Genomic DNA, 24,439 nt, shown 5'->3' on the forward strand with positions numbered 1-24,439 from the left:
TCTTCGCCAACACCGGCATGACCCTCGACCCCGAACCACCGTGACGGTGCGAACTTCAGCCTTTCAACCTCTGTAGCGGCCGAATCACGTTCAAGGATCCGTGTCGCCAGGCCGCGAGGCTGCTCAGCAGCTGGATTGTCGCTTTAGTCGCTGTCTTCGGCATCGGTAGCGTCGACAAGCCGAGGCTGACCGCCATGTCGTCGGTGTGCACGACCAGCTCCATGAACTGGGTCAGCAGGAAGTCATTGAACTTTAGGCCCCAGTCGCCGGGGTCCACGATGCACCACGATGGCTACCAGCCTTTGCGGACGGGGACAAAGGTCGTTCGTCCAGCAAGGAGCTCCACCTTGTCCCCGTCCGGGAAGGCTGGACGGTCTACGACTGCCCGACGAGGAGTTCCGCAGCTTGGCCGACAGTCACCGCTCTCGCATAACACGTGTGCGCGCGGCTAGAGCGACAACTCCAGGCAGGACAGCGGGAATGAGTCCCATGAAGCCGATGATCAGAAGGACCCGCTGGGCTATGTACTGCCCGTGCGCATAGGCGACCGTCGCCCACATGGCTAGCACGCCGACAATCAATAACCACACCAGCATGAGTTCGTCGAGCGAGTACGGCAGGTCCTGCCCCCGCGCATCGTTCAACTGTTCTAGTACCCCAACAGCCGCTAACGCCGACACCCCGGAGAAACCAGTCAGTGCAATCGTGAAGACACCACGTGAGGTACCGACCGGCACTTCAAGGCTCCTTGATCCGTTGTACTCAGGTCATGCGTCGTCATGCGCCAGATACTGCTCGCCCCAATGCGACAGGGGCTGCAGTGCGGCGATCAACTCTTCGCCCGCGGTGGTCAGGGTGTAGGTGATCTGCACCGGCGTGCTGGGGATTACCGTGCGCTCGATGAGGCCGCGGGCCTGCAGGTCTTTGAGTCGGACGGTGAGTTGAGGGTCGGAGATGCCACTTACCAGCGCGCGGTACTCCTTGAATCGGCGAGCTCCGCGGACTGCCGCGATCAAGATCGGTCCGGTCCAGCGGACCCCGACGACATCGATCGCGCGCAGGACCAGGTGGCACCTATCCTCGTCGATCCGACCGTTGAAAGACTTGGTCACTCTCTCAGAGTAAGTAACTTGGGCCGGGTCGACAAACCTGCTGCGGGAACGGCCCAGCGTTGGCACCGCACCGTCGCTGCCCGGGTTGCGTCTCCGGGTGCGACAGCGCGGTGCCTGGCGGGTCGAACTACCGTCCGGTGTCAGGCCTCCAGCGGCCGGAGCCACTCGATCTCCACGTCCAGGTTCTCGAAGAACTGGCCGTGGTAGGTCTGCAGGGATGGATTCCGCATGTGGCGGAGCAGGTCCGCACCGCTTGACCACCGCTCGTAGAACGCATAGATGCCCGGCTGGTAGAGGTTGGCGTGGATCGTGTACTGCTCGCAACCCTCTTCCTCGCGTGCTGCGGACATCATCTCCTTGAACGCCTTCTGCATGTCGTCGTCGCTCTTGCCCGGCTTGAGCCGAGCCAGCGAGGAAATCGCGATCGGGCTGGTTGAGGCCAGTACCTCGGCCGGCACCAGGTCGTCGGGAAGGACTTGCTCGTTGCTGGCCATTCCGGTGGTCCTTTCGTGTCTTGTGTCTTCAGCCGGGACCGAGGCGATTACCGAATCCGAGATCGTTCGGCAATGGGCGACCTGCCCCAGACGCCAGAGAGCGGCTGCATCGGACGGCCAACTCCTCGGCCCTGTACCGAGTTTCGAGCGGCCGTTCGATCCTCGCAACACGCCCCCAAGTTGCTTACTTGGGGTAAGTAGCTGGGGCGCCTCCGGGTGAGCCCTCTAACGCGGAGCACCGCACGAACGCCCAGGATCGGCCGCCGTACGCCGGATGTTGACCGTGTCTCGGCTTCTGCCGTCGGTACGGGAGCGGCTGGCGCGGCTCGACGCCCGCCTGATCGGGGTGCGCATCCATCCGCCCGACACTCCAGTCCTCTCGTGTGGCCCAGTCGGATAACCGCGACGTACGTGCCTGCGCTCAGGCTGGCGGGAGCGTCGGCCTGCACTTAGCCGTTGAACGGCAGGACGTTGCGACAGTCCAACGCCGTGGGAAGACTGCGCTCCTGCCCGTGAGCGGGACCGATTGACGTCGACTACGGGGCGTGCCCCTGCTCAAACGCGTGAACGTGAAAGAAGACCTCAAACGACTCGCCAATGCAGTCGCGACCCGGTGGCCACAGACCCAGGCGCTCCGGCGGACCTGGATCACCAACGCCGGCTCGCCGTCGCCGGGGACGCGGGCCCCGAACCTCTGAAATCAGCTGACGAGCTCTGCCTCAAACCGGAGACTTGGCAAAGTATGTGGAAATGCCCTTAAGTCTGAAACTGTGGGCTTGGTGTTGACTCCCAATAGTCCAGACTCAAGGGCTCTTCCCGTCAACGAGCTAGCGGGGCAACACGGGATCTAGCAGTAAATCCCGGTGACAACCCACGTCTGGCTGTTGCTGAATTTCCGCCACTGGTGAGTGGATATTCCTCGCCTGTCGTATTGGACACCATTGCCATCGATGGTCACGTTGGTGACACAGTTGGCGGGGAGGCGAATCGCGTCGGTGTCGTAATACTTGGGGTACTCGTTTGAGCGGCGCCCCGGCTGGAGGGTGAAGGAAGCGGGGTGGATATATCCGTTCTGTCGATTCGCCGCCGGGACGCAGCTCGTCGGCAGGAACTCGCCGGTGTATGTGATGGTACCTGCGGCAGAGCACCAATTGTTGCTAATCATGATGCCGCGAGTGCTTGCGTTGGTGGCCTCTCCGCCGCAGCCAGGCGTGGAACATGTGCCCGCCTGCGCCGGGGCGGGAACCCCAACGATGGAAGCTGCAATAAAGGCCGCTGCAACGGCTGCCAGGGACTTTTTGCCTGACGAGAACTTTGCCAAGGTTACCCTCCTCGTGGAGAAATGTTGATTCGCCGCTGGAGGTCCAAATAGGTATGACATCGCCTCGATGCGTGAGCTATCGAGGCGATAGCAGGCCTTCGTTTCACTCCTTGTGCAATAGGTAATGAATCGACCCCCGTCGGCTGTGGACAGCGTACGCACGCGGCCCTGACTTAGCAAGGACTTAGGACTCCGGAAGGTCGCCACGTGGTCGCTTCAAGTGGATTCGAGCAGTCGGTCGGCCGATATTTCCCGCAGCTCCCAGTACTTACGAAAGGCGGCAAACGCTGCCCGTCGGGTCTCCAGTAGGCGGGCCGCGAGTAGCTTCTAGAGCGTGTTTGAGAAGTACGATCAGGCCTGAATGAAAGTGCGGAGGGCTTGGCGTCGGGCGGGTCGGCCTCCGGTAATGCCGCGATAGCGGCCCATCGATGATGGCTTCGGAGGCGTCGAGGTGACGTTCGTAGTCGCGGGCGAGTCGGCGGCAGGCGGTGAACCAGGCCAGAGTGCCCTCGACGACTCAGCAGCGGGGATGCACGGCGAAGCCGCACTGGTCCCCGGGCTTGCGGACGATCTCAAGGGTGGTGCACAGGACGGCGCGGGTTCAGTCGACCAAACGGCGCCGGTGAGGCCTTCGCGGCGAAGACGTGCCGGATCGAGGTGGCCATGTAGGCGCTCAGTAGGGCGGTATTCGCGCCGTCGCGGTCCTGCCAGCTCGCGGCGAGGACGGTCGCGGTGGCCAGCAGGCCCAAGGTGTCGGTGACGATGAACCGTTTGCGGTCGTTGACCTTCGTCCCGGCGTCGTAGCCCCGACTGTCTCGGCCGCCGGTGTCAGCGTCCTTCATGCTCTGCGCGTCGACGACCCCCGCTGACGGCTGCGGCTCGCGGTCCTGCTGCATCCGTGCCTTGACCCGCAGAGTGGTAAGAATCTTCTCTGTCACGCCGGAGTCTTCCCACCGGGTGAAGTACCAGTACACCGTCTGCCACGGTGGCAGGTCAGCGGGCATATACCGCCACGGACATCCGGATCGCACCACGTACAGGATGGCGTTGACGATTTCCCGCCGCGGGTGCTTCTCCCGCCGGCCGTACGTGTTGGGCTCGGGCAGCATCGGCTCGATCAGCGCCCACTGGGCATCGGTCAGATCGGACGGGTAGCCACGACGTGCAGGCACCGCGCCACCCTGCCCGCTGCGCCGGTGGAAGTCATGCCGCCACGCCGTCCACAACGGACAGCCGACATTCTCAAACACGCTTCACGCTTCACGCTTTGCTTTAACGGCTGCCGTCCATGCGCAGGGCCAATCCCAGGTGTTGCACCTTGTGCGTGAGTGACCGCTAGGCGAGGTTGTGCAGGGCTTGGGCCACCTCGACGGCGGTGTGATCCACGCGAGCAGGCCGCGGGTTGGCCAAGGTGTACGACGACGAGCAGCCCGCCCGCCATCATGAGTGCCTGCTCGAGGTAGATCTCGCCCGTCAGCGGGACCTATCGACGTTAACGACAGGGGAGTGCCCCTGCTGACGCGTTCGCGGCTGCAGGGGCACTCCCTCGCTTTGGTCGCTGATCACCGACCCGCCCGGGGTCGGGGTACGCCTAGGGCAGCCACCACGGTGCGAGGTACGGCACCGACGCTCCCTCGTCCGAGAAGGACCATCCGCCCGCCGGCGCGCTTTGCAGCTTGACGACGACGTGCGCGATGTACGGCGAGCTGACCGGGGTGAAATCGACGTCGTTGTGCCAGCTCCTCCCGTTCGGGGCGCAGAAGTCCGACGCGGTGTCGGTGTAGGGCACCACCACGCCGTTCTGGTAGGTGATGACCATCTGAACCCGGACACACTCGCCCGAGGCGTTGTTGATGTAGATGCGTCCGAGCAGCCGAGGCTCCCAGGTGCCGTTGACCAGATCCCACTCCAGCCGGCCGTCAGCCTTGGGATCCCCGGAGATGCTGCCCAGGTCGCCGTCGCCGAAGTCGAAGTGTGGCTGGGTGATGGAGAACCGGTCGGTCCGCTTCAACGCAGCCTGCGCCGGGCTCGCCCCGATCAGCCCGAGTGCGCACACCACGGGCAACACCAGGAGCCGGGTCGCCGTTTTGCTGAATCGCATGTCTTCCTCCTCGATCGCGCCGCGGCCGTTGCGCGGCGTTCGTCATCGAGTCTCGGCAGGTGCGTCAGGGTCACGTCACGCTCCGCTCCGGGTGGCGGCTCGGGGCGGGCGCACCATGACGCCACCCTGAGGTCCGACCGGACCATGGATGATGCCCGGTCCCCACTGGGCCGGGACGAAACCCACCCTCGCCAGGCCCGAGTGGCCCGGCGGAATCGGCGGAATCGACCATCGCCGGCCCGCCGGGCCAGCGAGATCGACCAGAGTCTGACCCGGCCGGGTCGGCGAGCGAAGGAGCGATATGCGCACAAGGGACATCGCACGGCGGACTGTGGCAGGCGCGGTCGTTGTCGTGCTGGGTACGGCGGCCGGGACGGCCGCACCGGACCGGCAGGCCCACGCGGGAGGGCTCGCACCGGTACGGGTCGTGGAGGCCAGCGAGAACGACGGGAGCGGGACCAAGGTCGTCACCGCGACCTGCCCGGGGGCGCTATCCGTCTTCGCGGCGGGCGCCCGGATCGTGAACGGCAACGGCGGAGTCGTACTGACCGCGATGGAGCCTGACGCGGAACTCAACACTGTGACAGTCACCGCGACAGCCCGCACGGGGTACGCGGGCGCGTGGTCGGTGGTGGCGTATGCCACGTGCGACGTGTCGACGAGCCCACCGGTGCGGGCGACAGCCACTGTGGAATCGGCGTCAACGGTGGAGGTGAACTGCCCGGGCAGCACACGGTTGTTCGGCACCGGCTTCCGCTTCGAAGGACCGGTGGACCAGACGTACGTCGACGAGGTTGGCTTCGGCCCCGGACTGCGGACGGTGCGTGTGCATGCGGGCGGCGCCGAGCCGGAAAGTCTCACCGCCGTCGGAATCTGCAAGGAGCCCACACAACCGACCGGGCCGCCCGGCGAACGCGTCGAGGCCGCCACCGGGTACGACGGCACGTGGCCGAAGACTGTCGTCACCGAGGAAGCCGGCCCGGACGTCCACGTGTACGGCGTCGGCGCCCGCGTGACCGGCGCGGGACCCTTCTTCCTCAGCGCGCTCGTCCCCAGCCCGGACCTCCGTCAGGCGGGCGCCGAGGCCGTCCGGGCGAGCCAACTGCCGGGGTCGCCCGCCGCCCGGGACGATGCCGAAGGCGACGGCGAAGGCTCGCTCGCCGTAGCTGCCCTGGAATCGGCCGTCTTCCACTGACGGTCGCCGTGAGCCGGCCGGCGACCCCGGTCGGGCGCCGGCATCCCGCGGCCGGTCAACGCCCGCGATCGGGCGCCGGGTCCCGCCGGCCGTTGCCAGCGGCCGGCGGACCCTGACGAACGGCGGCCCGCGGTTGTCGGCCCTGCCCGGCCGGCGCGAGGATGAGCTCGTCCGGCGGGTGCACCCCGATTGCCCGCATCGCCTCGCGGTATCGGGCGAGTGCCCGGCGGGCCTCGCCGTGCTGGCCGGCGGCGACCAGCGCGCGCACCAACGCCCGGTGCGCCGGCTGGTCGTACGGATCCCGTTCGAGGAGCCGCAGCAGGTACGTCACCGCCGCCGCCGGGCCCGCAGTGGCCCGGCTGACCTGGGCCAGCATGCGCAGGAGGCCGAGGTACGCCGCCCGCGCCTCCTCGCGCAGTGGGCCGGACCAGTCGGCGTACGGCTCATCTTCGAACGCGTCGGCGCGGTACTGCCGGTCGGCGGACAGCAGCACAGTCCGCCCCTCCGCCATCGCCCCTCGTTCCAGCAGGCGTCGCGCGTGCGCGACGTGCGCGAGGAACTCCTCGACGTCCACCCGCAACCGGCTGACATCCAACGCGATGCACGCCTGATCGGCGATGAGGAAGTGGTCGGGCGCGAACGTCTTCGTCGGGTCGAACACCCCGCGCACGATCGAGAGCAGGACCGACAGCCGGTGACCGGTGCGATCCGGGTCGTCGTCCGGCCAGAGCAGTTCGCACAGTTCGCCTCGTGGCACCGGCCGGCCACGCCGAGCGACGAGGATACGCACGAGGTCACGCGCCTTGCGGGACTGCCACTGCGAGGCCGGTACCGGGTGACCGTCGAGATGCACCTCGAAGCGGCCGAGGGCCCTGATCACGACCCGCTGGTAGACCGGTCCGGCGCCCGCCGCCCACCCGCCGAAGCTGCTCGCCGTTCGGTCCACCAGAGCGCCGGCAAGGGCGACCTGCTCGCCTGCGAGCAGGCCGGCCAGCCGATCGTCGATGTCGGCCCCGGGCAACCGCCCGAGGAGGACGAGCAGCCGAGCCGCCTCGACCGCCGCACCGGCCCGGGTCCAGATGGCGTACCCCTCGCGCAGCGCCTCGCGGGCCCGTTCGAGGTCCTGCTCGGCGGCGGCCCGCAGCTCCAGCGCGTCGGCCATCCCGGCAAGGTCGCCCTGAACACGTGCGATGCGGGCGGCCTCGTCAGCGAGCACTGTGGCCCGGTCGGGCGCGGCCATCCGGAGCGCGACCCAACCCTGGGCCAGCAGTGCCGGTACGACGATCTCGTCCCCGACGTCCCGAGCGGCCCGGTCGGCGTGCCCCGCGGCGGCCGGTACGTCGTCGTCCAGTCGCACCAGCGCCAGCCCGGCGAGCGCGGACACCAGGACGTGCACGTTGCCCGTCTCCTCGGTGACCCGGATCGTCTCCTCGTAGGCGGCGCGCGCCTGCTCACGCCAGCCTCGCCGGCGGTACAGCTCACCCAGTCCGAGCAGCGCATGGATGAACCGACGGGAACCCTTCTGCTGGTAGAACCCCAGCGCCGCCTCGTACCGCTGCACCGCCTCGTCGTAACGGCCGAGCATCGCCAGCGCTTCCGCCTCGTTGCTCGTCGCGATCGCGCGCAGGCTCGGGGCGCCGGCCAGCGCGGCGTAGCGGGCCGACCGCTCGGCCATCGTCAACGCCTCGGCGAACCGTCCGGTACGCAGGAACTGGTGGGTGCGGTTGGTGTGGATCCGGGTGAGCAGCAGGACGTCACCGATGCGTTCCGCAATCGGCAACGCCAGGGCGAAGTGCTCCTGGCTGCCCGCGATGTCACCGGCCACACTGAGGCACAGGGCGACGCTGAGGTGGGTCGCGGCCAGCACATCGTCCTGCCCGGCGCTTGTCGCGGCGGCGAGTGCCCGCCGTGCGCATGCGGTCGCGGTCTCGGTGTCGCCGGCCAGCAGGTGCGCGTGTGCGGTCCAGGCGAGCAGCAGCGCCTGATCGGCCAGCGGAGCGGGCCGGGGGAGCGGCCGGTCGAGGATCGCCAGGGCCGACCGGGCGTCACCCCGCTGGTAGTGGATCCGACCCAGCCGCCAGGCCAGGCCGGCGTCCCAGGCCTCCTCGGCGACGGTGTCGTACTCGTGGGTGGCCGCGCCCAGGTCGCTGCTGGTGCGCAGGGCGTCGCCGAGCAGCAGGCGCAGCCGCCGGCTGCGATGCCGCTCCGGCAGCATGCCGACCAGCTCGGTCACCGCGACGGAGCGACCCGCCGCGATCATCCGATCGCCGTACGCTTCGAGCACCCGGGCGCCCGCGGCAAGGTCTCCGGCCCGCAGGTACTCCCGGGCCGCGGCGACCGGCGGCCCGTGCTCGTCGTACCAGACTGCTGCTGCGGCGGCCGTGTCGCGAATCTGATCGGCGGTCGGCGCCCGGCGCCCGTGCCGGGCGGTCTCGACGACGATCGGCACGAAAAGCTCCTCGGGCGCCGGTGCACCTGGCCCGGCCGCGGCCCAGGCCGGCCGGGTCAGCAGGCCGGTGCGGCGCAGCCCGTCGATGATGCGCTGGGCGCCGCGATGGCCGAGCGCGCGGCACAGCCCCACACTCACCGGCGTCAGCGCACCGACCTGACGCAGTAGCCGGTTCGCATCCGCTGGTAGCCCGGCCAGCACCTCGTCGGCGACGTACCGCGCGATCGGCCCACCGGGCTCGCTGAGGATCGGGGCGAGCGGCCCGGGCGGCACCCCACCCAGCCGCAGAGTCTCGGCGGACAGATGGACGAGCGCAGGCCAGCCCCCGGTCGCCTCGTACAACCGGTCGGCAAGGTCCGGTGTGGAGAGGCCGTACTCCTCGGCGATCAGGTCGGCGATCCGTGCCGGGGAGAGCGCAAGGTCGGCCGGGCCCAACTCGGTCCAGAGGCCGCTGCCGAGCAGGCGGGTAGCCGGTGCCGACAGTGGCCACCGCGAGGCGAGGACGACTGTGACGTCGTCCTCCCACCGCCCGACCTCCTTCAACAGAAGGTGCAGCTGCTCCGCCGAGGTCGGCGGCAGGTCGTCGACCACGACCAGGCGGTCGCCGGCCGCGACGGCGTCGGCGACGAGCTGGCGCACTGGTGCGTCGTCCCCCCTGCACCAGCGGGCGCCCGCTCGGGGAAACCAACGGTGCAGCGCGGTGGACTTGCCATAACCGGCGGCGGCCACGACGCAGTAGACCCCCCGCTGATGGCCTGCCCGCAACGGATGCACCGCGTTCCTCCCGGCCGTGCGGCGCGGACGACTGGCGTGCGCCCGCCCGTGGATTAAGGTTCACCGTCGGCGTCGGGGGAGGCAAGACCCCTGTTGGTCGCGTACCCGATCGAGGTTGCGCGCGGACCGGCGGGCGACGGCACCGTCGTCGCGTTCACCGGCGATCGCCGCCGCGACGCCACGGCCGGAACATGTCCCCCACCGCACGAAGGATCGCCGCCTTCTCACGAGGTGGGGCACCCTTCGTCACGATCAGCGCGACGACCACCTTGGCAAACACGGGCAGCCCCACGGCCACGATCGCCACCCATGGGCCGTACGTCAGATACCGCTCAAGGTCCACTGGTCCACCTCGCCGCTTTCCCTGTCGTCGCTCCGCAGTTCTGATCGCACCTTCACGCCCGAGCCGCTCGGTGAGGCTCTGCGGGACAAGCCGGGACACAATCGATGTGGATCGCCTGCTAGGGCGGCTGCCATCGAGACACCACAGAGAAGCTGCAGACACCTGTGGGACGACTGCGAGGTGTACGGAGTGGACCGGGACCCGACGAGCGTGTTGACACCGGCCGACCTCGGCGCGGCGCTTCAGGCGCTCAGGGAGAGAGCTGGCCTCACCACGAGGGAGATGGACGCGCGGACGCGCTTTGGCGATGTGCGGCTGACCCGTACGAAGATCAGCAAGGTGGAGGGCGGTGAGCTGCCGCGCTTGGACTGGCTTCGCGCGTATATCAACGTCTGCGGCGTCGGCACCGGTACGCGTCGCTATCGCGCGTGGGAACACGCCTGGGCCACGGCACGTCAACACGCCACAGCGGGAGCACCGTCACCTGGCACGCAGGGCGGTGTGCTGCCCAGGCAGCTACCGATGGACACCAGCCCTTTTGTCGGTCGACAGGCCGAACTGGACCAGCTCACCGCCCTGTACCGGAGGGCGCGCAACGGAGTAGCGGTCATATCTGCCGTGCATGGCACTGCGGGCATCGGTAAGACTGCGCTCGCGCTGCGCTGGGCGCACACGAACGCACGACAGTTCGCCCATGGCCACCTGTACCTCAACCTGCGCGGGTTCAATGGAGAACCTCCGGTCGCGCCTACCCATGCTGTGCGCGAGCTGCTGGACGGGCTCGGCGTGCCGGCCGAGAGAATACCGGCCAAGTTCGACGCTCAACTCAGCCTGTATCGCAGTGTGGTAGCCGGCAGACGCCTGCTGCTGTTGTTGGACAATGCCGCCACCGCCGAGCAGGTCCGCCCACTGCTGCCCGGCAGCCCGTCGTGCTTCACGATCGTCACCAGCCGCAACCAGCTCACCGGGATCGTCGCCCGTGACAAGGCTCTCCCGCTCAAACTGGACGTTCTTCCTCGCGAGCAGGCGAGACAGCTGCTCGATGACCGCATAGGCCGCGAGCGGCTGGACGCGTTCCCGGAGGCGACCGCCACGCTGCTCACCCTGTGCGGCGGGCTGCCGCTGGCGCTTGTCGTCGCAGCGGCGAGGATCATGCTCGCACCGGACCTCCCACTGGACCGACTCGTCGCGGAGGCTACGGGCGGTGGACCTTCACTACGGGACTTCGAGGTCGACGACGCAGAGTCGGACCTGCCCACCGTCTTCTCCTGGTCCTACCGGGCCCTCGACCCGGATGCCGCGCGGCTGTTCCGATACCTGGGTCTGCTTTCCGGCCCCGACTTCACCGTCGGTGCCGCCGCCAGTCTGACCGGTGCCGAAGCGGGGTTCGCCGACAGGTTGCTGAGGACCTTGGCAGCTCAGCACCTAATCGAGGAGTATTGCCCGGGTCGCTACCGGCTTCACGATCTGCTGCGTGCCTATGCGGACGAGCTGGCCGAGGAGCACGACTCCGCCGCCGACCGTTCCGATGCGCACGATCGGTTGGTCGACTATTACCTCCAGGCCGCTCTCCGTGGTGACCGTCTGTTGGACCCGCTTCGGGAGACCTTCCCGACGCCTGCTCCAGAGGACGGAATCCAGTCGGTCAGGCTCTCCTCGGCCGAGAGCGCGGCCCTGTGGTTCGAGCAGGAGTACGGCAACCTCTCCGCGGTGACCCGACTCGCTGCCGCGCGCGGCCGGCACCGACCGGCGTTCCTTCTGCCGTGGAGCCTGACGACGTTTCTTCACCGGCGCGGGTACTGGCGTGAGTACGCCGACCTGTACCGGTTCGCTGTGGAGGCTGCCGAGCAGATGGGCGATGGGCGCGCACAGGGTGTCGCACTGCGTAATCTCGCTAACGCGCTGGCGCAGCTCGGGGAGTACGACCAGGCGATGACGCACCACCGGCTGGCGGTTGGCTTCTTCCGGAAGGCCGGTGACATCCAGGGCGTCGCCCGCACCGAACGCGCCATGGGGTACGCCAGTGAACAAATGAGGGACTTCCGCGCGGCCGAACAGCATGCCAGTTCTGCCCTGGGTCTCTACCGGGAGATAGCTGACCGAACAGGCGAGGCGCAGGCACTGAATGCGCTGGGCTGGTACCGGGCGCTACAGGGCGACTACGACAGCTCGCTTGAGCACTGCTCACAGGCCCTGGCTCTGTTCGACGAACTCGACGACCGTACCTACCGGGCCCACACCTTGGACAGCATCGGGTACAGCCTTCAACATCTGCAGCGGTACGCCGAGGCGGCACACCACTACCAGCAGGCCATCGCCATCTACGAGGCACTGGGCGATCGGTACTACGAGGCGGAAACCCTGCACCATCTCGGTGACACGGAGGCTGCCGCAGGGAACGCGAGGGCTGCGCTAGTAGCGTGGCAGAAAGCCCTCACCATCTTCGTCGCGATTGACCACCCGAAGGCAGAGCAGGTACGTGCCAAGCTTGCCCGCTGAAATCTGGCCGGCCTGCTTGAGAATGCCGCCGGATGCCCGGCAGCGGCTCGCGCGCTGGGGCCGAGTCCGAACGCGCGATAATCGGAGTCAGGCGTTTCGCGTCCGATCCCCGGTCCAGGCCGCTTCGAGGATCGCTGTCAGGCTGGCGGTGTCGGTCGGCCCCGGATGGTTCTGGATCAAGCGAGTGACGCCACTGGCCATCTCCGCGAAGCGCGGGAGGTCGGCGCGCGCCACGCCGACGTCGGCAAGGGTTCCAGGGATGCCGATGTCGGCAAGGAGCCCGTCGAGCCAGGTGAGGAACGCATCTGCGGCCTCGCGATCCGACGCGTCGGTCACGTCGAGCCCGCACACCTTGGCGAGAATGGCCAGCCGGTCGCTGATGGCGTCCTTGGCAGCGTCCAGCGCGTAGGGCAGCAAGAGTCCGACGCCCAGGCCGTGCGGCGTGTGCGTGGCGGCGCCGATGGGGTACTGGAGAGCGTGCGGGGCTGCGTTACCCGCGTGGGAAAACGCGAGCCCGGCGAGCATGGACCCGTAGGACATGTCGGCGCGCGCGTCCGTGTCGCCTCCGTCCCGGAAGGCACGACGCAGGCTCCGGGCGATCCGTTCCGCCGCCAGGAGCGCGTAGTGGTCGGTGATCGGGTTGCGGCCGAGGAAGACCTGCTCCACCGGGTCGCGTGGCCCGTGGGGCCGGGGTCGCGCGGTGTAGCTCTCCACCGCGTGACAGAACGCGTCGATGCCGGAGTGGGCGGTGACGGTCGCAGGGCAGGTGTAGGTGAGTTCGGGGTCGACGATGGCGAAGTCGGGCACGATGTGGACGCTGGAAACCCCCACCTTCAGCTCGCGGTCCGGGTCGGTCAACACCGAGACGGGTGTGAGCTCGGAGCCGGTGCCTGATGTCGTCGGGACCGCGACGAGAGGGATCGTCGGCCCCGGCACCTTCGACTCGCCGTAGAAGTCGCGTGGCGTCCCACCGTGGCGGCGGATGACGCCGACGATTTTGGCCAGGTCGATTACCGTGCCGCCCCCGATGGCGAGGATCACGTCGGCGTCCACCACTGCGGCGGCGGAGACGGCCAGTGCGACATCGGTGAGTGGCACGTCCGGGGTGGCGTCGGAGAACACCTCGACGACCTGGACCTTCTCCCGCACGGCGGCCACGATCTCGGCCACGCCCGGCTGTCCCAGAAGAACCTTGTCGGTGACGATGAGGACTCGCGAGCCGCTCTCGGCCACCACCCGTGGGATGTTCTGCGCGACCCCTTCGCCCACTATGAGCTGGCGTGGTCCGCGGACGGTCTCAAGCATGTCGGTGCCTCTCCGAAACGTCGGCGGCGATGTGCGGGGCGGACGTCCGGGTCACCTGCGGGACCCCGACGGCGTCGGCAAGGCCGGCCGCCCGGGTGGCGCAGGTGCGCGCGCCGGACGGCCGGAGCAGCGGGCGGGTCATGGCAGGTCGATCGCCGCGTAGGTGAGGTCGAGGTACTCGAGGATGCCCTCGTGTGACCCCTCCTTGCCGATGCCGGACTGCTTCACGCCTCCGAACGGAGCTGACGGGTCCGAGATCAGACCGCGGTTGACGCCGATCATCCCCGTCTCCAGCCCTTCGGCGAACCGGAGCGCCCGCTGGAGGTCACGGGTGAAGACGTATCCGACCAGGCCGTACTCGGTGTCGTTGGCCTTCGCCAGCACCTCGTCGTCGGAGGTGAACGAGATGATCGGCGCCACCGGGCCGAAGATCTCCTCCTGCAACATCCGCGCGTCGTCGGGCACGTCGACGAGGACGGTGGGCGGGTAGAAGTTGCCCGGCCCGTCCGGCCGTTCGCCGCCCACCAGGACCTGGGCGCCACGGTCGACAGCGTCGGCCACGAGTTCGTCGATCTTGGTGACCGAGGGGTCGTCGATCAACGCTCCGACGTCCACGCCGTCGTCGAGACCGTGGCCCACCGACAGTGCGCCCATCCGCTCGGCGAAGCGCGCCGTGAACTCCTCGCGCACCGGCTCCTCGACGTAGATCCGGTTGGCCGCGATGCACGACTCGCCGATGTTGCGCATCTTGGCCACCATGGCGCCGTCGACCGCGACGTCCAGGTCGGCGTCCGCGCACACGATCAGGGCCGCGTTGCCGCCCAGTTCCATCGAGGTACGCAGCACGTTGTCAGCGGCCTGCCGGAGCAGCACGCGCCCGACCTCTGTCGAGCCGGTGAACGACAGCTTGCGGGTGCGCCTGTCGGCAAGCAGTGCGGAGACGACCTCGCCGGAACGCTTGGTGGTGATCACGTTGACGACGCCCGGAGGTACGCCGACCTCCTCCATGATGCGGGCCAGCAACAGCATGGTGAGGGGCGTCTGGGCAGCCGGCTTGGTGATCGTCGTGCAGCCCGCGGCCAACGCAGGGGCGACCTTGCGGGCACCCATTGCCAACGGGAAGTTCCAGGGCGTCACGAATACGCACGGTCCGACCGGCTTCGGCACGGTGAGGATGCGGTATCCACCTGCGGGAGCGGTGCTGTAGCGCCCCTCGACGCGTACCGCCTCCTCGCCGAACCACCGGAAGAACTCGGCGCCGTAGGCCACCTCTGCCCGAGCCTCGGCCAGCGGCTTGCCCATCTCGAGCGTTATCAGCCGGGCGATCTCCTCGGATCGCGCGGTCAGTGCCCGGTACGTCGCTGTCAACAACTCCGACCGTTTCCGGGGCGGGGTCGCAGCCCACTGCGCCATCGCCCTGGTCGCCGCGTCCAGAGCGGCGAGCCCGTCGGCGACGCCGGCGTCCGCCACCTCGGCGATGGTCTTGCCGGTGGCCGGGTCCTCGACGGCGAATGTGGCTCCGCTTGCGGCGTTCCGCCAGGCGTCGCCGATCCGGAGCCGCCGGTGCTCGGGGGCCAGGACGTTCATCGGGTCACTCATTGCGCCGCCTCCTTTGCTCTTCGTGGTGATGTGCAGGCGACGCACCGCGCCACCGATCGCCTTCTGACCGGTGACGGTTCGCGAGGCCGGATTGCCATGTGCGGGCGCAATGGCGCCGTCGCTGCCGGCGCGGCTACCGCCCGGCCTCCGACAGCGACAGCCCGGTGTCCGCATCGAACAGGTGCGCGCGGTCCAGGTCGACAGTCACCGACAGCCGCTCGCCCGGCGTACCGGCGACGGTGGGTCGTGCCTTGACCTTGAGGATCGCCGTCCCCACTCGGACGTCGACCACCGTTCGGTCACCGAGCGGTTCGAGCCCGTAGAGCTCCCCCGACAACGACGCGTCCCCACGCTGCTCGACGGACAGATCCTCCGCGCGCAGGCCCAGCAGCAGCGCACGACCGTCCTCGGCAGTGGTCCAGCGGGGCCGTGGCAGCGTCCAGCCTCCCGCGCCGACCAGACGATCCCCCTCGGCGTGGCAGGGGAGCAGGCTGATCGGCGGACTCCCGACGAACCCTGCGACCCACTTGTTGGCGGGACGCTCGTACACCTCGGTCGGCGTTCCGACCTGCTGCACCTTCCCCTCCTTGAGAACGGCGACCTGGTCGGCCATCGACAGGGCCTCGACCTGGTCGTTCGTCACGTAGATGAAGGTTGCTCCGAGGCTCCGGTGAATGCGGGTCAGCTCGGTGCGCATCTCGACGCGGAGCTTGAGGTCGAGGTTCGTCAGCGGCTCGTCCATGAGGAACGCGCGCGGGCGACGGACCAGCGCCCGGGCCAGGGCGACACGTTGCATCTCGCCGCCCGACAACTGCGCGGGACGACGCTGCAGCAGACGTTCGATGTGCAGCAGGCTCGACATCTGCTCGACGGCAGCGGCGATCTCGCTCGAGGAGCAGCGGCGTGCCCGCAGCGGCGAGGCGATGTTCTCGTACACCGTGTGTCGCGGGTAGAGGGCGTAGCTCTGGAAGACCATTGCCAGGTCGCGTGCGGCAGGGGCGTCACCTGTCGCGTCCCTGCCGTCCAGATGCACCGACCCCGCGTCGAGCTTCTCCAGGCCGGCGATCGCTCGCAGGGTCGTCGTCTTGCCTGCCCCGGAGGGCCCGAGCACGACGAAGAACGAGCCGTCCGGCACATCGAACGTCACCCCGTCCAGGGCCTGGACTCTTCCGAAGGACTTACGCAGCCCTTGCACTGCCACGGTTCCCATCAGGCCACCAGCTCTTCCGTGCTCACGTCGTAGACCGCCGGGGTCCCGCCGGTGTGCCGCAGCCCGACCTGTGCGTCAGTGGCGAAGCGGACAGTCGGAGGCATCCGAACCCGTACGTCGCGCTGCCCGCTGTGGTCGACCACGTAGATGATCTCGTCGCCCAGCCACTCCGCCGAGACCACACGGGCCGGGACCGCGCGATCAGCCCCTGGCGCGGTGACCTCCAGCGCCTCCGGCCGGACGCCCGCCACCAGGCGACGGTCACGCGGTACGCCCGGCGGTGGCGTGAGGACCAGTCCGCCCTGACCGCGCAGCTTCCCGTCGGCCACCTCCACATCGATCAAATTCATCGGCGGTGAGCCGATGAACGCGGCGCAGAAAAGACTCGCCGGACGGTCGTAGACCTCCAGCGGCGTGCCGATCTGCTCGACGCGACCCTTGTTGAGGATGGCGATCCGGTGACCGAGCGACATCGCCTCGACCTGGTCGTGGGTGACGTAGACCATCGTCGCTCCCAGTTCCCCCTGCAGGTGCTTGATCTCCGTGCGCATGTCCGCCCGCAGCTCCGCGTCCAGATTGGTGAGAGGTTCGTCCATGAGGAAGGCGCGCGGCCGTCGTACCAGGGCACGAGCGAGCGCGACGCGCTGCTGCTCCCCGCCGGACAGCTGGCGCGGTCGCCGGTTCAGCAGCGGTCCGAGGCGCATCAGCCGGGCGGCCTCGTCGACCCGCTTGTGCACCTCCGACTTGGGCAGTCCCTCGGCCCGCAGTGGGAACGCCAGGTTGTCGCGGGTCCTCAGATGCGGATAGAGCGCGTAGAACTGGAACACCATGGCGATGTCGCGCTCTGCGGGCGGCAGGTCGTTCACCAGCGTGTCGCCGATGCGGATGTCGCCCGTCGTCTGCCTCTCCAGACCGGCTATGGCCCGCAACGTCGTCGTCTTGCCGCAACCCGAAGGGCCGAGCATCACGAACAGCTCGCCGTCGTCGATGGACAGGTCCACGCGATCAACCGCGACCGTTCCGTCCGGGTAGCGCTTGTGCAGCGCGGTGACCTCGATGCCTGCCATCAGCGTCGCACCGCCCCGAGCGTCACACCGGCGACGAGGTGCTTGCGCACCAGGTACGCGAAGACGAGCACCGGTAGGGCGAACACCACGGAGGCGGCGGCCACGAGACCCCAGTCCACTGTGGTGCCACCGATGAGACCGGCGATGGCGGGTGGGGCCGTCCGGACGTCGTCGCTGGAGGTGAGGAAGATGGCGAACACGAACTCGTTCCACGAGAAGATGAGTGCGAAGACCGCTGTCGCGGCGATGCCGGGTAGGAGCAGGGGAAGGGTGTATTTCCAGAACGCCTGCAAGCGGGTGTAGCCGTCGAGCATGGCGGCATCCTCGTACTCCGCTGGCACCTCGTCGACGAATCCCTTCATCATCCAGATCGTGAACGGGACGTTGAACGCGGTGTAGATGAGGATCAGGCCGAGCTTGCTGTCGATGAGTCCGACCTGCCGGTACATGAGGAAGATCGGGACCACGACCACCACGGGCGGCATGAAGCGGGTGGACAGGATGAAGAACAGTTGGTCCTTCTTGGCCTTCACACCGAAGCGTGAGTAGGCCCAGGCCGCCGGGACCCCAAGCACCGTGGCAAGCACCGTGGAGATCCCGGCGACCACGACGGAGTTGAGGAACGCGACGGACAGGGCCGAGCGACCGCCACCGGGGGCGACGAACACGTCCTTGAAGTGGTCCATGGTGACCGTGAAGCCGAAGAACTTGGCCGGAATGGCGTAGACGTCCCGGTTCTCCTTGATGGATGTCTCGATCATCCAGAGCACCGGGAAGAGCATCACGACGGCCAGGACGATCAGCAGCACGATCTCCAGCGCGGAGCGGCCCCGGCCGCCACTGCGGCGTGCGGGCGGCGTGCGATCCGGGGCAGGACCCGTGGACACGGCCTCGTCGACGGAGACTGCCATCAGTCCTCCTTGAGCTTGTTCAGATAGCGCAGGTAGAGCTGCGTGAGGACGATGACGACGAGGACCATGAGAATTCCGTACGCCGAGGCGGTTCCGGTGTTGAAGCCCAGGAACGCGACCTTGTAGACGTGGAACGACAGCGTCTCGGTGGAGACACCCGGACCGCCGCTGGTGAGGATGTAGACGAGGTCGAACAGCCGGAACGCTTCGATGGCCCGGAACATCACGGCGATGAGCAGCAACGGCCACACCAGCGGAAGAGTGATGGTGCGGAACTTGAACCACTCGGACGCCCGGTCGATCGAGGCGGCCTCGTACAGGTACTTCGGTACCGCGGTGAGGCCCGCGAGGGCGATCAGCATGATGAACGGCGTCCACTGCCAGGTGTCGACCACGATCAGGGACACCAGTGCGGTCCGCTGCCGGGTGAGCCACTCCACCTGCCCCAGGCCGAGCGAGCCCAGCATGCTGTTGACCACGCCGAACTGCGCGTCGAGCATGAACTTCCAGAACAGCCCGACCACGACCGGTGACAGCATCATCGGCACCAGGAACAGGGTGGTCAGCGCTCCCCGCCCGCGCGTACGCCGTGAGATCAGGTAGGCGATGCCGAAACCGAGCACGGTCTGCAGACCGACCGCGCCGATCACGTAGATCAACGTCGTGAGGGCCCGCTGGTGGACCTGCGCCGACGTCAGGATGGCCGTGTAGTTCCCGAATCCGACGAAGTTGGCGGGCCCCCCGCGGGTAGCCGAGTAGTCGGTGAAGGACAGGTACAACGCCCACAGCAACGGGAACACCGACATGGCGAGCAACAGCAGCAATGCGGGGGAGATGAAGGCCACGGCAAGCCCGCGGTCGCTCAGCCGGCGGGACCGGCCCGGTGCAGGTGGCGTCGCGGACGCCACCTGCCCGGGCTGGTCGGTCGTCAGAGGGACGGGATCGCTCACAGCCCGCCGCCGCCCTTGCGGCCGCTGGAGTCGAGCACGCCCTGCTGTTCCTTGGCGATGTCGTCGAGCGCATCCTTCGGCTTCTTCGCGCCGTTGAGCGCCGCGTTCACGTTGGTGTTCTCGATGTCGACGAGGCGCGCGTACTCAGGCACGTTCCACATGTCCCGCATCCGCGGAACCGAGTCGGCGTACACCTGGTTGAACGGCCCGGCGTTGAGGAACTCAGGCGACTGAAGGGCGTCCGTACGCGATGGCACGCCACCGGCCGCGGCCCACTTTTTCTGGATATCGGCCCGCTGGAACCACTTCATGAAGTTCAGGGCCTCCGCCTGGTTCGCCTTCGCCGAGTAGGCCGACACGTGCATTCCCATGCCGCCGAGAGGGACCAGGTTCGTCTTCTGGCTCGGGAGGGTGGCGAAACCCAGCTTGTCGAGAATCTGCTCACGAGAAGTGCCGAGCGTCGACTGCTTCGGATCGAGCAGGCCGCCGCTCGCGGCGATCCAGTTGAACGCGATGCAGGCCTTGCCCTGGGCGACCGCCGCGTTCACCTCGTCGATGAACCAGTTGCCGGAGCCCTTGGCGGTCAGCGGCTTCATCTTGTTGACCAGGACGTCCATCGCCTCCTGGCCCGCAGCGTCGTTGAGGACGCCCTCGATCTTGCGCGTCTTGGGGTCCCAGAGGTTGCCGCCGTAGACGCCGTTTACCGTGTTGTAGGTGACGGCCGCGGCGTCGGAGCCGTTGGCCTGGTGGAAAGCCAGCCCGCTGACACCGGGGTTGTCCGCCTGGCACTTCTCGGCCACTGAGATCATCTGGTCCCAGGTCTGCGGTGGCTTGTCGCCGATCAGGTCCTTGCGGTAGATCATCGTCCAGGTGTCACCGAGCAGCGGCAGCCCGTACAGGCTGGCGTTCTCGTCACGCTTACCGGTCTCCGCCTGGGGGAACTGGCCGTATGCGGCCAGGAGGTACGGGTTGTAGGCGTTGACGTCGATGTTGCCCTTGACGAAGTCGGTGAGGTCGAGGATGTTGCCGTTCGTCACGGCCTCACCGATGTGTTGCGAGTCCAGGATCGCGATGTCGAAGTCGGTCTTGCGCGCGGCGAACTGGGTGAACATCGCGTCGTGCCAGTTCGCGTTCGGCACGGTGTTGACCTTGATGGTCGCGTTCGGCCGTTCCTTCTTGTACTCCGCGTTCGCGAAGTCTTCCAAGGCGTGGGCGGGCGGCCAGTCGAACCAGATGAAGCTGAGGGTCAGCGGGTCCTTCGTGAGTTCCGGGATGGTCGCCGGTGCCTTGGGGGCGCTCGCCTTCCCGCCGTCGTCCTCGTCACCGCCGCACGCTGCCACTGTCGTGGCCAGCAGCAGCATGGCCGCTGCCGCCAACTGCACCTTTCGTCTGGGAGTAGCCGATCGCCCTATTCGCTTCGGGTATCGCATCGTCTGGCCTGCTTTCTGGGTGGGGACTTCTAGGGCCTCGCTATGTGCTTCGTCGAGCAGTTGCTGGGTTGCCATGGCGCGCGTTGCCGGGCGGTCGCGAGGGCCGACCTGCGGCCCGGCGTCACGAGTACGCCGCGATGTGGAGGATGATCATCCGCCACTTTTCCTATACGATCCGGTTGGGGGCGTCAGCATGTCGCAGCGTTGTAACTGATGTCAATAGGTTCCCGAAGGCGCACGAGAGGACCTCAGGTCACGATGGACGACGAAGCGATGATCACGCGGGGCCGTAGGGCCGCGACGGACGGAATGCCGTCGGGAAGAGCTCGCGGCCGGCTTGCTGACGAGGTGTACGACACGCTGCTCGAACAGCTGATGTCGCTACGGATCGAGCCTGGCTCCCGCGTCACGATCGACGTCCTGGCGCGAGAGCTGGGGGTCTCGCAGACGCCGATCCGAGACGCTCTGAACCGCATGGAGGCCGAGGGTCTTGTCGTTCGCGTGCCGCACGCCGGCTACCGCATTCCGCCCCAGATCACCCGCCACCGATTCGAGGACATGCTCGAGGTCCGACTGCTGCTCGAGCCGGCGGCGGCACGCCGATCCGCCGAGCGCGCATCGTCGGAGCAGGTGGCCGGTCTGCGACGAATGCTGGAGGAGATGGCGGAGTTGGAGGGAGGCAGCGGGCCCACCGCCTATGGCGCCTTCGGGCTACGCGACGCCGCTTTTCACGATCTTGTCGCCCTGAGCGCGGAGAACCAGGTCATCCGTGAAGCGCTCGCCCGCCTGCACAGCCACGTGCACCTCTTCCGGCTGCACCGCGACGCCCAGGTCACTCACCTGGCAATGGCCGAGCACGAGGACATCGTGGCGGCGATCGCCGCGCGCGATCCCGATGCCGCCGCGTACGCGATGCGACGGCACATCCTGCGCTCCGGCGAGCGTTTCCGTCGGTTGTTCGAGGAGGTCAAGGATGCGGACGCGATGGCGGTAGAGGCTTGACGGTGGAGATGGGCCGGGGAATGCTTGCTCAACCGGATCGGATCGGATTGGATCTACCTCACCCACCACCAAATGCGAGGAGAAGCAGGTGCCCAGAGCGCTGCTCCTGACCGGCGACGCCGCCGAGGAACTCGACACCATGTATCCCTACTACCGCGTGCAGGAGGGCGGCTGGGACGTCGACGTCTCGTCCCGGACGATGCGTGACGTGCAACTGGTCATCCACGAGTTCGACCCCAACTCCGACGCCTACGTGGAGAAGAACGGCCGGAAGCTGCCTGTCGACGTGCCCTGGGCCGAGGTCGACGTCGAGCGCTACGACGCCCTCATCATTCCCGGGGGCCGTGCCCCCGAGTGGATCCGGGTCGACGCCGACGTCAGGCGCATCACCGAGCACTTCTTCGCCCGCAACCTCCCCATCGCGCTGGTGTGCCACGGCGCGCAGGTCCCTGCGGTGTACGGGCTGTTGAAGGGTCGCAAGACGGCGTGCTTCCCGCCCATCACCGGCGACATGGAGAACGCGGGCGCGACGGTCATCGACGCTCCCGACGTCGTGGACGGCAACCTCGTCTCCTGCCGGGGATGGCCCGACATGCCGCAGTTCGGCAGGGCGATGATGGAGGTCTTCTCGAAGTCCCTCAACTCCGCGGCGGCATGAGCGCACCCGGCCTAACCCGGTGACACCACTTCGGACGGTCACAGTCGACGGTTCCCCCGTCCACGTCCTGGAAAGCGGCACCGGACCCGCGGTGCTGATGCTGCACGGCTCCGGACCCGGCACGACCGGGTCCGGAGCCTGGGCAACGACCATGCAGGCGCTGGGCGAGTCCTGGCACCTGGTGGCCCCTGACCAGGCGGGGTTCGGCCGTACACCTGTCCCGGCAGGCGCCAAGGGCGGGCTCCGACTGTGGACGGAGCAGGCCGCGGGCCTGATGGATGCCCTCGGTATCGACAACTACGCAGTGGTGGGTCACTCGATGGGCGGCGCCGTAGCGCTGGCGTTGGCGGCCGCGCGCCCCCAGCAGGTCACCAGTGTCGTGGCGGTCTCGACGATGGGCGCCCCCGGAGCACCGCTGTCCGCCGATCTCGACGCGATCTGGGCCGCCCCCGCCGGCCCGCTCGGGGCACGGGACATGCTGAGTCGGCTCCTTTTCGACCAGGCGCTCGTGACCGAATCGGCAGTCGATGCCCGAGCGGCCGCGATGCGGGCGGGGGCGACCGCATTCGCGTCGTTGTTCCCTCCGCCCAGGACACGATGGGCCGACAAACTCGCCCTCTCGGCGCAGCAACTGGCAGCGATCCGCGTGCCCGTGCTGCTCGTGCACGGCGCCCAGGACCGGGTCACCCCGCTCGGGACGGCAGCACAGCCCCTGCTCGAATACCTGGCCGATGTCCGTCTGCACGTGTTCGGCCGATGCGGGCACGTGCCCGCGATCGAGCACCCGCACGAGTTCAGGCAACTACTGTCGTGCTTCCTCCGCCCGGACCGAGGTCACTGACGTCTACCGGCCACTCCCAGCGACGAACGTCGATGTTGCCCGAACGGTTGCGGGTGTGCTGGAATGGCGAACATCGCTGCAGCGCGGAGGCAACCGCGCTGGGAACGGTCAGCGCGGGAGCATCGCAATGCTGGCAGAGCGCCGCTTCGGCGGACGCGCGCCGCACCGCCGAACCATCTCCACGACGACGTGCAGGTGTCCGCCGTACGTCTCGTGTTCCCACGACACCGAGTCGTTCGACCTCTGGTACGCCGGAGGCGTCCGATGCGTCGACCCGACGCACCTGAACCGGTGACGAGTGAGCAGCGATCGCGATGTCCGACAGCACTGATCCGGTCCCTGCCCGCGCGGTAGGGACCCCACGCCATGAAGGATGACCATGCGCCGTTTCCTCGCGGTGTTCTCCGCCGCCCTGATCCTCGGCACCACAGCCGGCAGCGTCCCCGCCGGCGCGTCGGGTGCCTCCCACCGCTCGTGCACCCGTGCCCTGCTCTTCTGCGAAGACTTCGAGCGTTTGCCGCGAGGTGGCGCCAGTACGTTGGACTGGGGCGTCGACACCCGCAACGGCACGCTCACCGTCGAGCGTGCACGCCACGGCAACCAGGTGTTGCACGTGCACACTGTCGACAACGGCCGGGCCTTCCTGCGCGTCGACGATTTCGCCGCGCCGGGCAACCGCTTCTACGGCCGGATGCGCCTACGCGTCGATGAGTTCCCCACCGCCCCCGACTGGGCGCACTTCACGCTTGTGGAGGCGACAGGCACCGGCAGCTCGGAGGTCGTCCGGCCGATCGGCGGCCAGTACGCGCCCACAGTCCCCGGCATCTTCTGGGGCGTGGGCGCCGACGGTGGCCCGACCGGCGACTGGACCAACTGGCGGGAGTCGGCACCCGTGGTCGAGGACACCTGGCAGTGCTTCGAGTGGCAACTCGACCCGAAAGACAACCGCGTCGTGGTGTGGATCGACGGGGTGGCGAACCCGGAGCTGACCGCCTCCACCACGCAACACGGCGGCAACGACGTGCCGTTCATCCTGCCGACGGTGAACACCGTGAAGATCGGCTGGCAGCTCTACCAGGGCGGCACCACGCCGGGCGAGTTCGACATCTGGATCGACGACATCGCTCTGTCCACAAAGCGGCTCGGCTGCTGACGTCGTTCGTCGCGTTCCACCGCGT

The 24,439-nt window shown here is 68.1% G+C and carries 22 protein-coding genes; 6 read left to right on the forward strand and 16 right to left on the reverse strand.

Annotated features, from left to right (window positions below; genetic code table 11):
- Positions 1–55: 55 nt before the first annotated feature.
- The 7 genes from ACPXB1_RS12795 to ACPXB1_RS12825 form a co-directional block, all read right to left on the reverse strand.
- Entirely contained in the window at positions 56–277 is a 222-nt protein-coding gene (locus ACPXB1_RS12795; RefSeq protein WP_425735302.1) for a hypothetical protein, read from the reverse strand.
- 139 nt (positions 278–416) lie between these two features.
- Positions 417–737, reverse strand: a complete 321-nt coding sequence (locus ACPXB1_RS12800; protein WP_425735303.1) for a hypothetical protein — start codon at positions 735–737, stop codon at positions 417–419.
- Between the two features lie 30 nt (positions 738–767).
- Positions 768–1,112 carry a winged helix-turn-helix transcriptional regulator gene (locus tag ACPXB1_RS12805; protein WP_425735304.1) on the reverse strand — a complete coding sequence of 115 codons (345 nt, stop codon included), beginning with the start codon at positions 1,110–1,112 and terminating at the stop codon, positions 768–770.
- Between the two features lie 140 nt (positions 1,113–1,252).
- Positions 1,253–1,606 (reverse strand): putative quinol monooxygenase, encoded by a 354-nt coding sequence (locus tag ACPXB1_RS12810; RefSeq protein WP_355627626.1) that lies wholly within the window; start codon positions 1,604–1,606, stop codon positions 1,253–1,255.
- Positions 1,607–2,453: 847 nt separating this feature from the next.
- A complete protein-coding gene (locus tag ACPXB1_RS12815; protein WP_355592055.1) occupies positions 2,454–2,927 on the reverse strand; it encodes a hypothetical protein in 474 nt (157 codons plus the stop codon).
- 572 nt (positions 2,928–3,499) lie between these two features.
- The gene (locus tag ACPXB1_RS12820) at positions 3,500–4,099 is read right to left on the reverse strand and encodes an IS5 family transposase (RefSeq protein WP_355592053.1); all 600 of its coding nucleotides are present in this window, start codon (positions 4,097–4,099) and stop codon (positions 3,500–3,502) included.
- A gap of 419 nt (positions 4,100–4,518) precedes the next feature.
- On the reverse strand, positions 4,519–5,028 hold the full coding sequence (locus tag ACPXB1_RS12825; protein ID WP_355627627.1) for a hypothetical protein: 510 nt from the start codon (positions 5,026–5,028) through the stop codon (positions 4,519–4,521).
- A gap of 301 nt (positions 5,029–5,329) precedes the next feature.
- Here ACPXB1_RS12825 and ACPXB1_RS12830 point away from each other — a divergent pair, with 301 nt between their 5' ends.
- Positions 5,330–6,223 carry a hypothetical protein gene (locus ACPXB1_RS12830; RefSeq protein WP_355592049.1) on the forward strand — a complete coding sequence of 298 codons (894 nt, stop codon included), beginning with the start codon at positions 5,330–5,332 and terminating at the stop codon, positions 6,221–6,223.
- A 55-nt stretch (positions 6,224–6,278) separates the two neighbouring features.
- On the opposite strand, the gene ACPXB1_RS12835 is transcribed toward ACPXB1_RS12830, so the two are convergent.
- Both ACPXB1_RS12835 and ACPXB1_RS12840 read right to left on the reverse strand, forming a co-directional pair.
- Positions 6,279–9,311, reverse strand: a complete 3,033-nt coding sequence (locus ACPXB1_RS12835) for a BTAD domain-containing putative transcriptional regulator (RefSeq protein WP_355627630.1) — start codon at positions 9,309–9,311, stop codon at positions 6,279–6,281.
- A 289-nt stretch (positions 9,312–9,600) separates the two neighbouring features.
- Positions 9,601–9,789 carry a hypothetical protein gene (locus ACPXB1_RS12840; protein WP_355627633.1) on the reverse strand — a complete coding sequence of 63 codons (189 nt, stop codon included), beginning with the start codon at positions 9,787–9,789 and terminating at the stop codon, positions 9,601–9,603.
- Positions 9,790–9,978: 189 nt separating this feature from the next.
- Between ACPXB1_RS12840 and ACPXB1_RS12845 the strand changes: the two genes are divergently transcribed.
- Positions 9,979–12,288, forward strand: a complete 2,310-nt coding sequence (locus tag ACPXB1_RS12845; protein ID WP_355627635.1) for an ATP-binding protein — start codon at positions 9,979–9,981, stop codon at positions 12,286–12,288.
- Positions 12,289–12,375: 87 nt separating this feature from the next.
- On the opposite strand, the gene ACPXB1_RS12850 is transcribed toward ACPXB1_RS12845, so the two are convergent.
- The 7 genes from ACPXB1_RS12850 to ACPXB1_RS12880 form a co-directional block, all read right to left on the reverse strand.
- Positions 12,376–13,593: an iron-containing alcohol dehydrogenase gene (locus ACPXB1_RS12850; RefSeq protein WP_355627638.1), complete on the reverse strand. Its 1,218-nt coding sequence runs from the start codon at positions 13,591–13,593 to the stop codon at positions 12,376–12,378.
- Positions 13,594–13,731: 138 nt separating this feature from the next.
- Complete coding sequence (locus tag ACPXB1_RS12855; protein WP_355627641.1) at positions 13,732–15,192, reverse strand: NAD-dependent succinate-semialdehyde dehydrogenase; 1,461 nt, start codon at positions 15,190–15,192, stop codon at positions 13,732–13,734.
- A 133-nt stretch (positions 15,193–15,325) separates the two neighbouring features.
- Entirely contained in the window at positions 15,326–16,402 is a 1,077-nt protein-coding gene (locus ACPXB1_RS12860) for an ABC transporter ATP-binding protein (protein WP_355592042.1), read from the reverse strand.
- Positions 16,402–17,469 carry an ABC transporter ATP-binding protein gene (locus ACPXB1_RS12865; RefSeq protein WP_355627643.1) on the reverse strand — a complete coding sequence of 356 codons (1,068 nt, stop codon included), beginning with the start codon at positions 17,467–17,469 and terminating at the stop codon, positions 16,402–16,404. The genes ACPXB1_RS12860 and ACPXB1_RS12865 overlap by 1 nt, the downstream gene beginning before the upstream one ends.
- Positions 17,469–18,380 (reverse strand): carbohydrate ABC transporter permease, encoded by a 912-nt coding sequence (locus tag ACPXB1_RS12870; protein ID WP_425735305.1) that lies wholly within the window; start codon positions 18,378–18,380, stop codon positions 17,469–17,471. Before ACPXB1_RS12870 ends, ACPXB1_RS12865 begins: the two co-directional genes overlap by 1 nt.
- Positions 18,380–19,330: a carbohydrate ABC transporter permease gene (locus ACPXB1_RS12875; RefSeq protein WP_355627649.1), complete on the reverse strand. Its 951-nt coding sequence runs from the start codon at positions 19,328–19,330 to the stop codon at positions 18,380–18,382. The genes ACPXB1_RS12870 and ACPXB1_RS12875 overlap by 1 nt, the downstream gene beginning before the upstream one ends.
- Complete coding sequence (locus ACPXB1_RS12880) at positions 19,327–20,712, reverse strand: extracellular solute-binding protein (RefSeq protein ID WP_425735306.1); 1,386 nt, start codon at positions 20,710–20,712, stop codon at positions 19,327–19,329. The genes ACPXB1_RS12875 and ACPXB1_RS12880 overlap by 4 nt, the downstream gene beginning before the upstream one ends.
- Positions 20,713–21,018: 306 nt before the next feature.
- On the opposite strand from ACPXB1_RS12880, the gene ACPXB1_RS12885 reads away from it, so the two are divergent.
- The 4 genes from ACPXB1_RS12885 to ACPXB1_RS12900 all read left to right on the forward strand — a co-directional run bounded on the left by ACPXB1_RS12885 (position 21,019) and on the right by ACPXB1_RS12900 (position 24,414).
- Positions 21,019–21,762, forward strand: coding sequence for a GntR family transcriptional regulator (locus ACPXB1_RS12885; RefSeq protein WP_355592032.1), 744 nt, complete (start codon positions 21,019–21,021; stop codon positions 21,760–21,762).
- Positions 21,763–21,850: 88 nt separating this feature from the next.
- Positions 21,851–22,420 (forward strand): DJ-1/PfpI family protein, encoded by a 570-nt coding sequence (locus ACPXB1_RS12890; RefSeq protein WP_355592030.1) that lies wholly within the window; start codon positions 21,851–21,853, stop codon positions 22,418–22,420.
- A 19-nt stretch (positions 22,421–22,439) separates the two neighbouring features.
- Positions 22,440–23,261 carry an alpha/beta fold hydrolase gene (locus ACPXB1_RS12895; protein ID WP_425735307.1) on the forward strand — a complete coding sequence of 274 codons (822 nt, stop codon included), beginning with the start codon at positions 22,440–22,442 and terminating at the stop codon, positions 23,259–23,261.
- 379 nt (positions 23,262–23,640) lie between these two features.
- Positions 23,641–24,414 carry a hypothetical protein gene (locus ACPXB1_RS12900; protein ID WP_355592026.1) on the forward strand — a complete coding sequence of 258 codons (774 nt, stop codon included), beginning with the start codon at positions 23,641–23,643 and terminating at the stop codon, positions 24,412–24,414.
- Positions 24,415–24,439: the final 25 nt, after the last annotated feature.

Origin of the sequence: Micromonospora sp. DT68 (genome assembly GCF_049847245.1) — a bacterium.
In the GTDB taxonomy this organism is placed as follows: Bacteria; Actinomycetota; Actinomycetes; order Mycobacteriales; family Micromonosporaceae; genus Micromonospora; species Micromonospora profundi.

What these genes read in the sequence shown, in the direction of transcription:
- ACPXB1_RS12810 (WP_355627626.1), bottom strand. Translation starts at nt 1,606, where the DNA reads ATGGCCAGCAACGAGCAAGTCCTTCCCGACGACCTGGTGCCGGCCGAG.
- ACPXB1_RS12825 (WP_355627627.1), bottom strand. Translation starts at nt 5,028, where the DNA reads ATGCGATTCAGCAAAACGGCGACCCGGCTCCTGGTGTTGCCCGTGGTG.
- ACPXB1_RS12830 (WP_355592049.1), top strand. Translation starts at nt 5,330, where the DNA reads ATGCGCACAAGGGACATCGCACGGCGGACTGTGGCAGGCGCGGTCGTT.
- ACPXB1_RS12850 (WP_355627638.1), bottom strand. Translation starts at nt 13,593, where the DNA reads ATGCTTGAGACCGTCCGCGGACCACGCCAGCTCATAGTGGGCGAAGGG.
- ACPXB1_RS12855 (WP_355627641.1), bottom strand. Translation starts at nt 15,192, where the DNA reads ATGAGTGACCCGATGAACGTCCTGGCCCCCGAGCACCGGCGGCTCCGG.
- ACPXB1_RS12860 (WP_355592042.1), bottom strand. Translation starts at nt 16,402, where the DNA reads ATGGGAACCGTGGCAGTGCAAGGGCTGCGTAAGTCCTTCGGAAGAGTC.
- ACPXB1_RS12865 (WP_355627643.1), bottom strand. Translation starts at nt 17,469, where the DNA reads ATGGCAGGCATCGAGGTCACCGCGCTGCACAAGCGCTACCCGGACGGA.
- ACPXB1_RS12870 (WP_425735305.1), bottom strand. Translation starts at nt 18,380, where the DNA reads ATGGCAGTCTCCGTCGACGAGGCCGTGTCCACGGGTCCTGCCCCGGAT.
- ACPXB1_RS12885 (WP_355592032.1), top strand. Translation starts at nt 21,019, where the DNA reads ATGGACGACGAAGCGATGATCACGCGGGGCCGTAGGGCCGCGACGGAC.
- ACPXB1_RS12900 (WP_355592026.1), top strand. Translation starts at nt 23,641, where the DNA reads ATGCGCCGTTTCCTCGCGGTGTTCTCCGCCGCCCTGATCCTCGGCACC.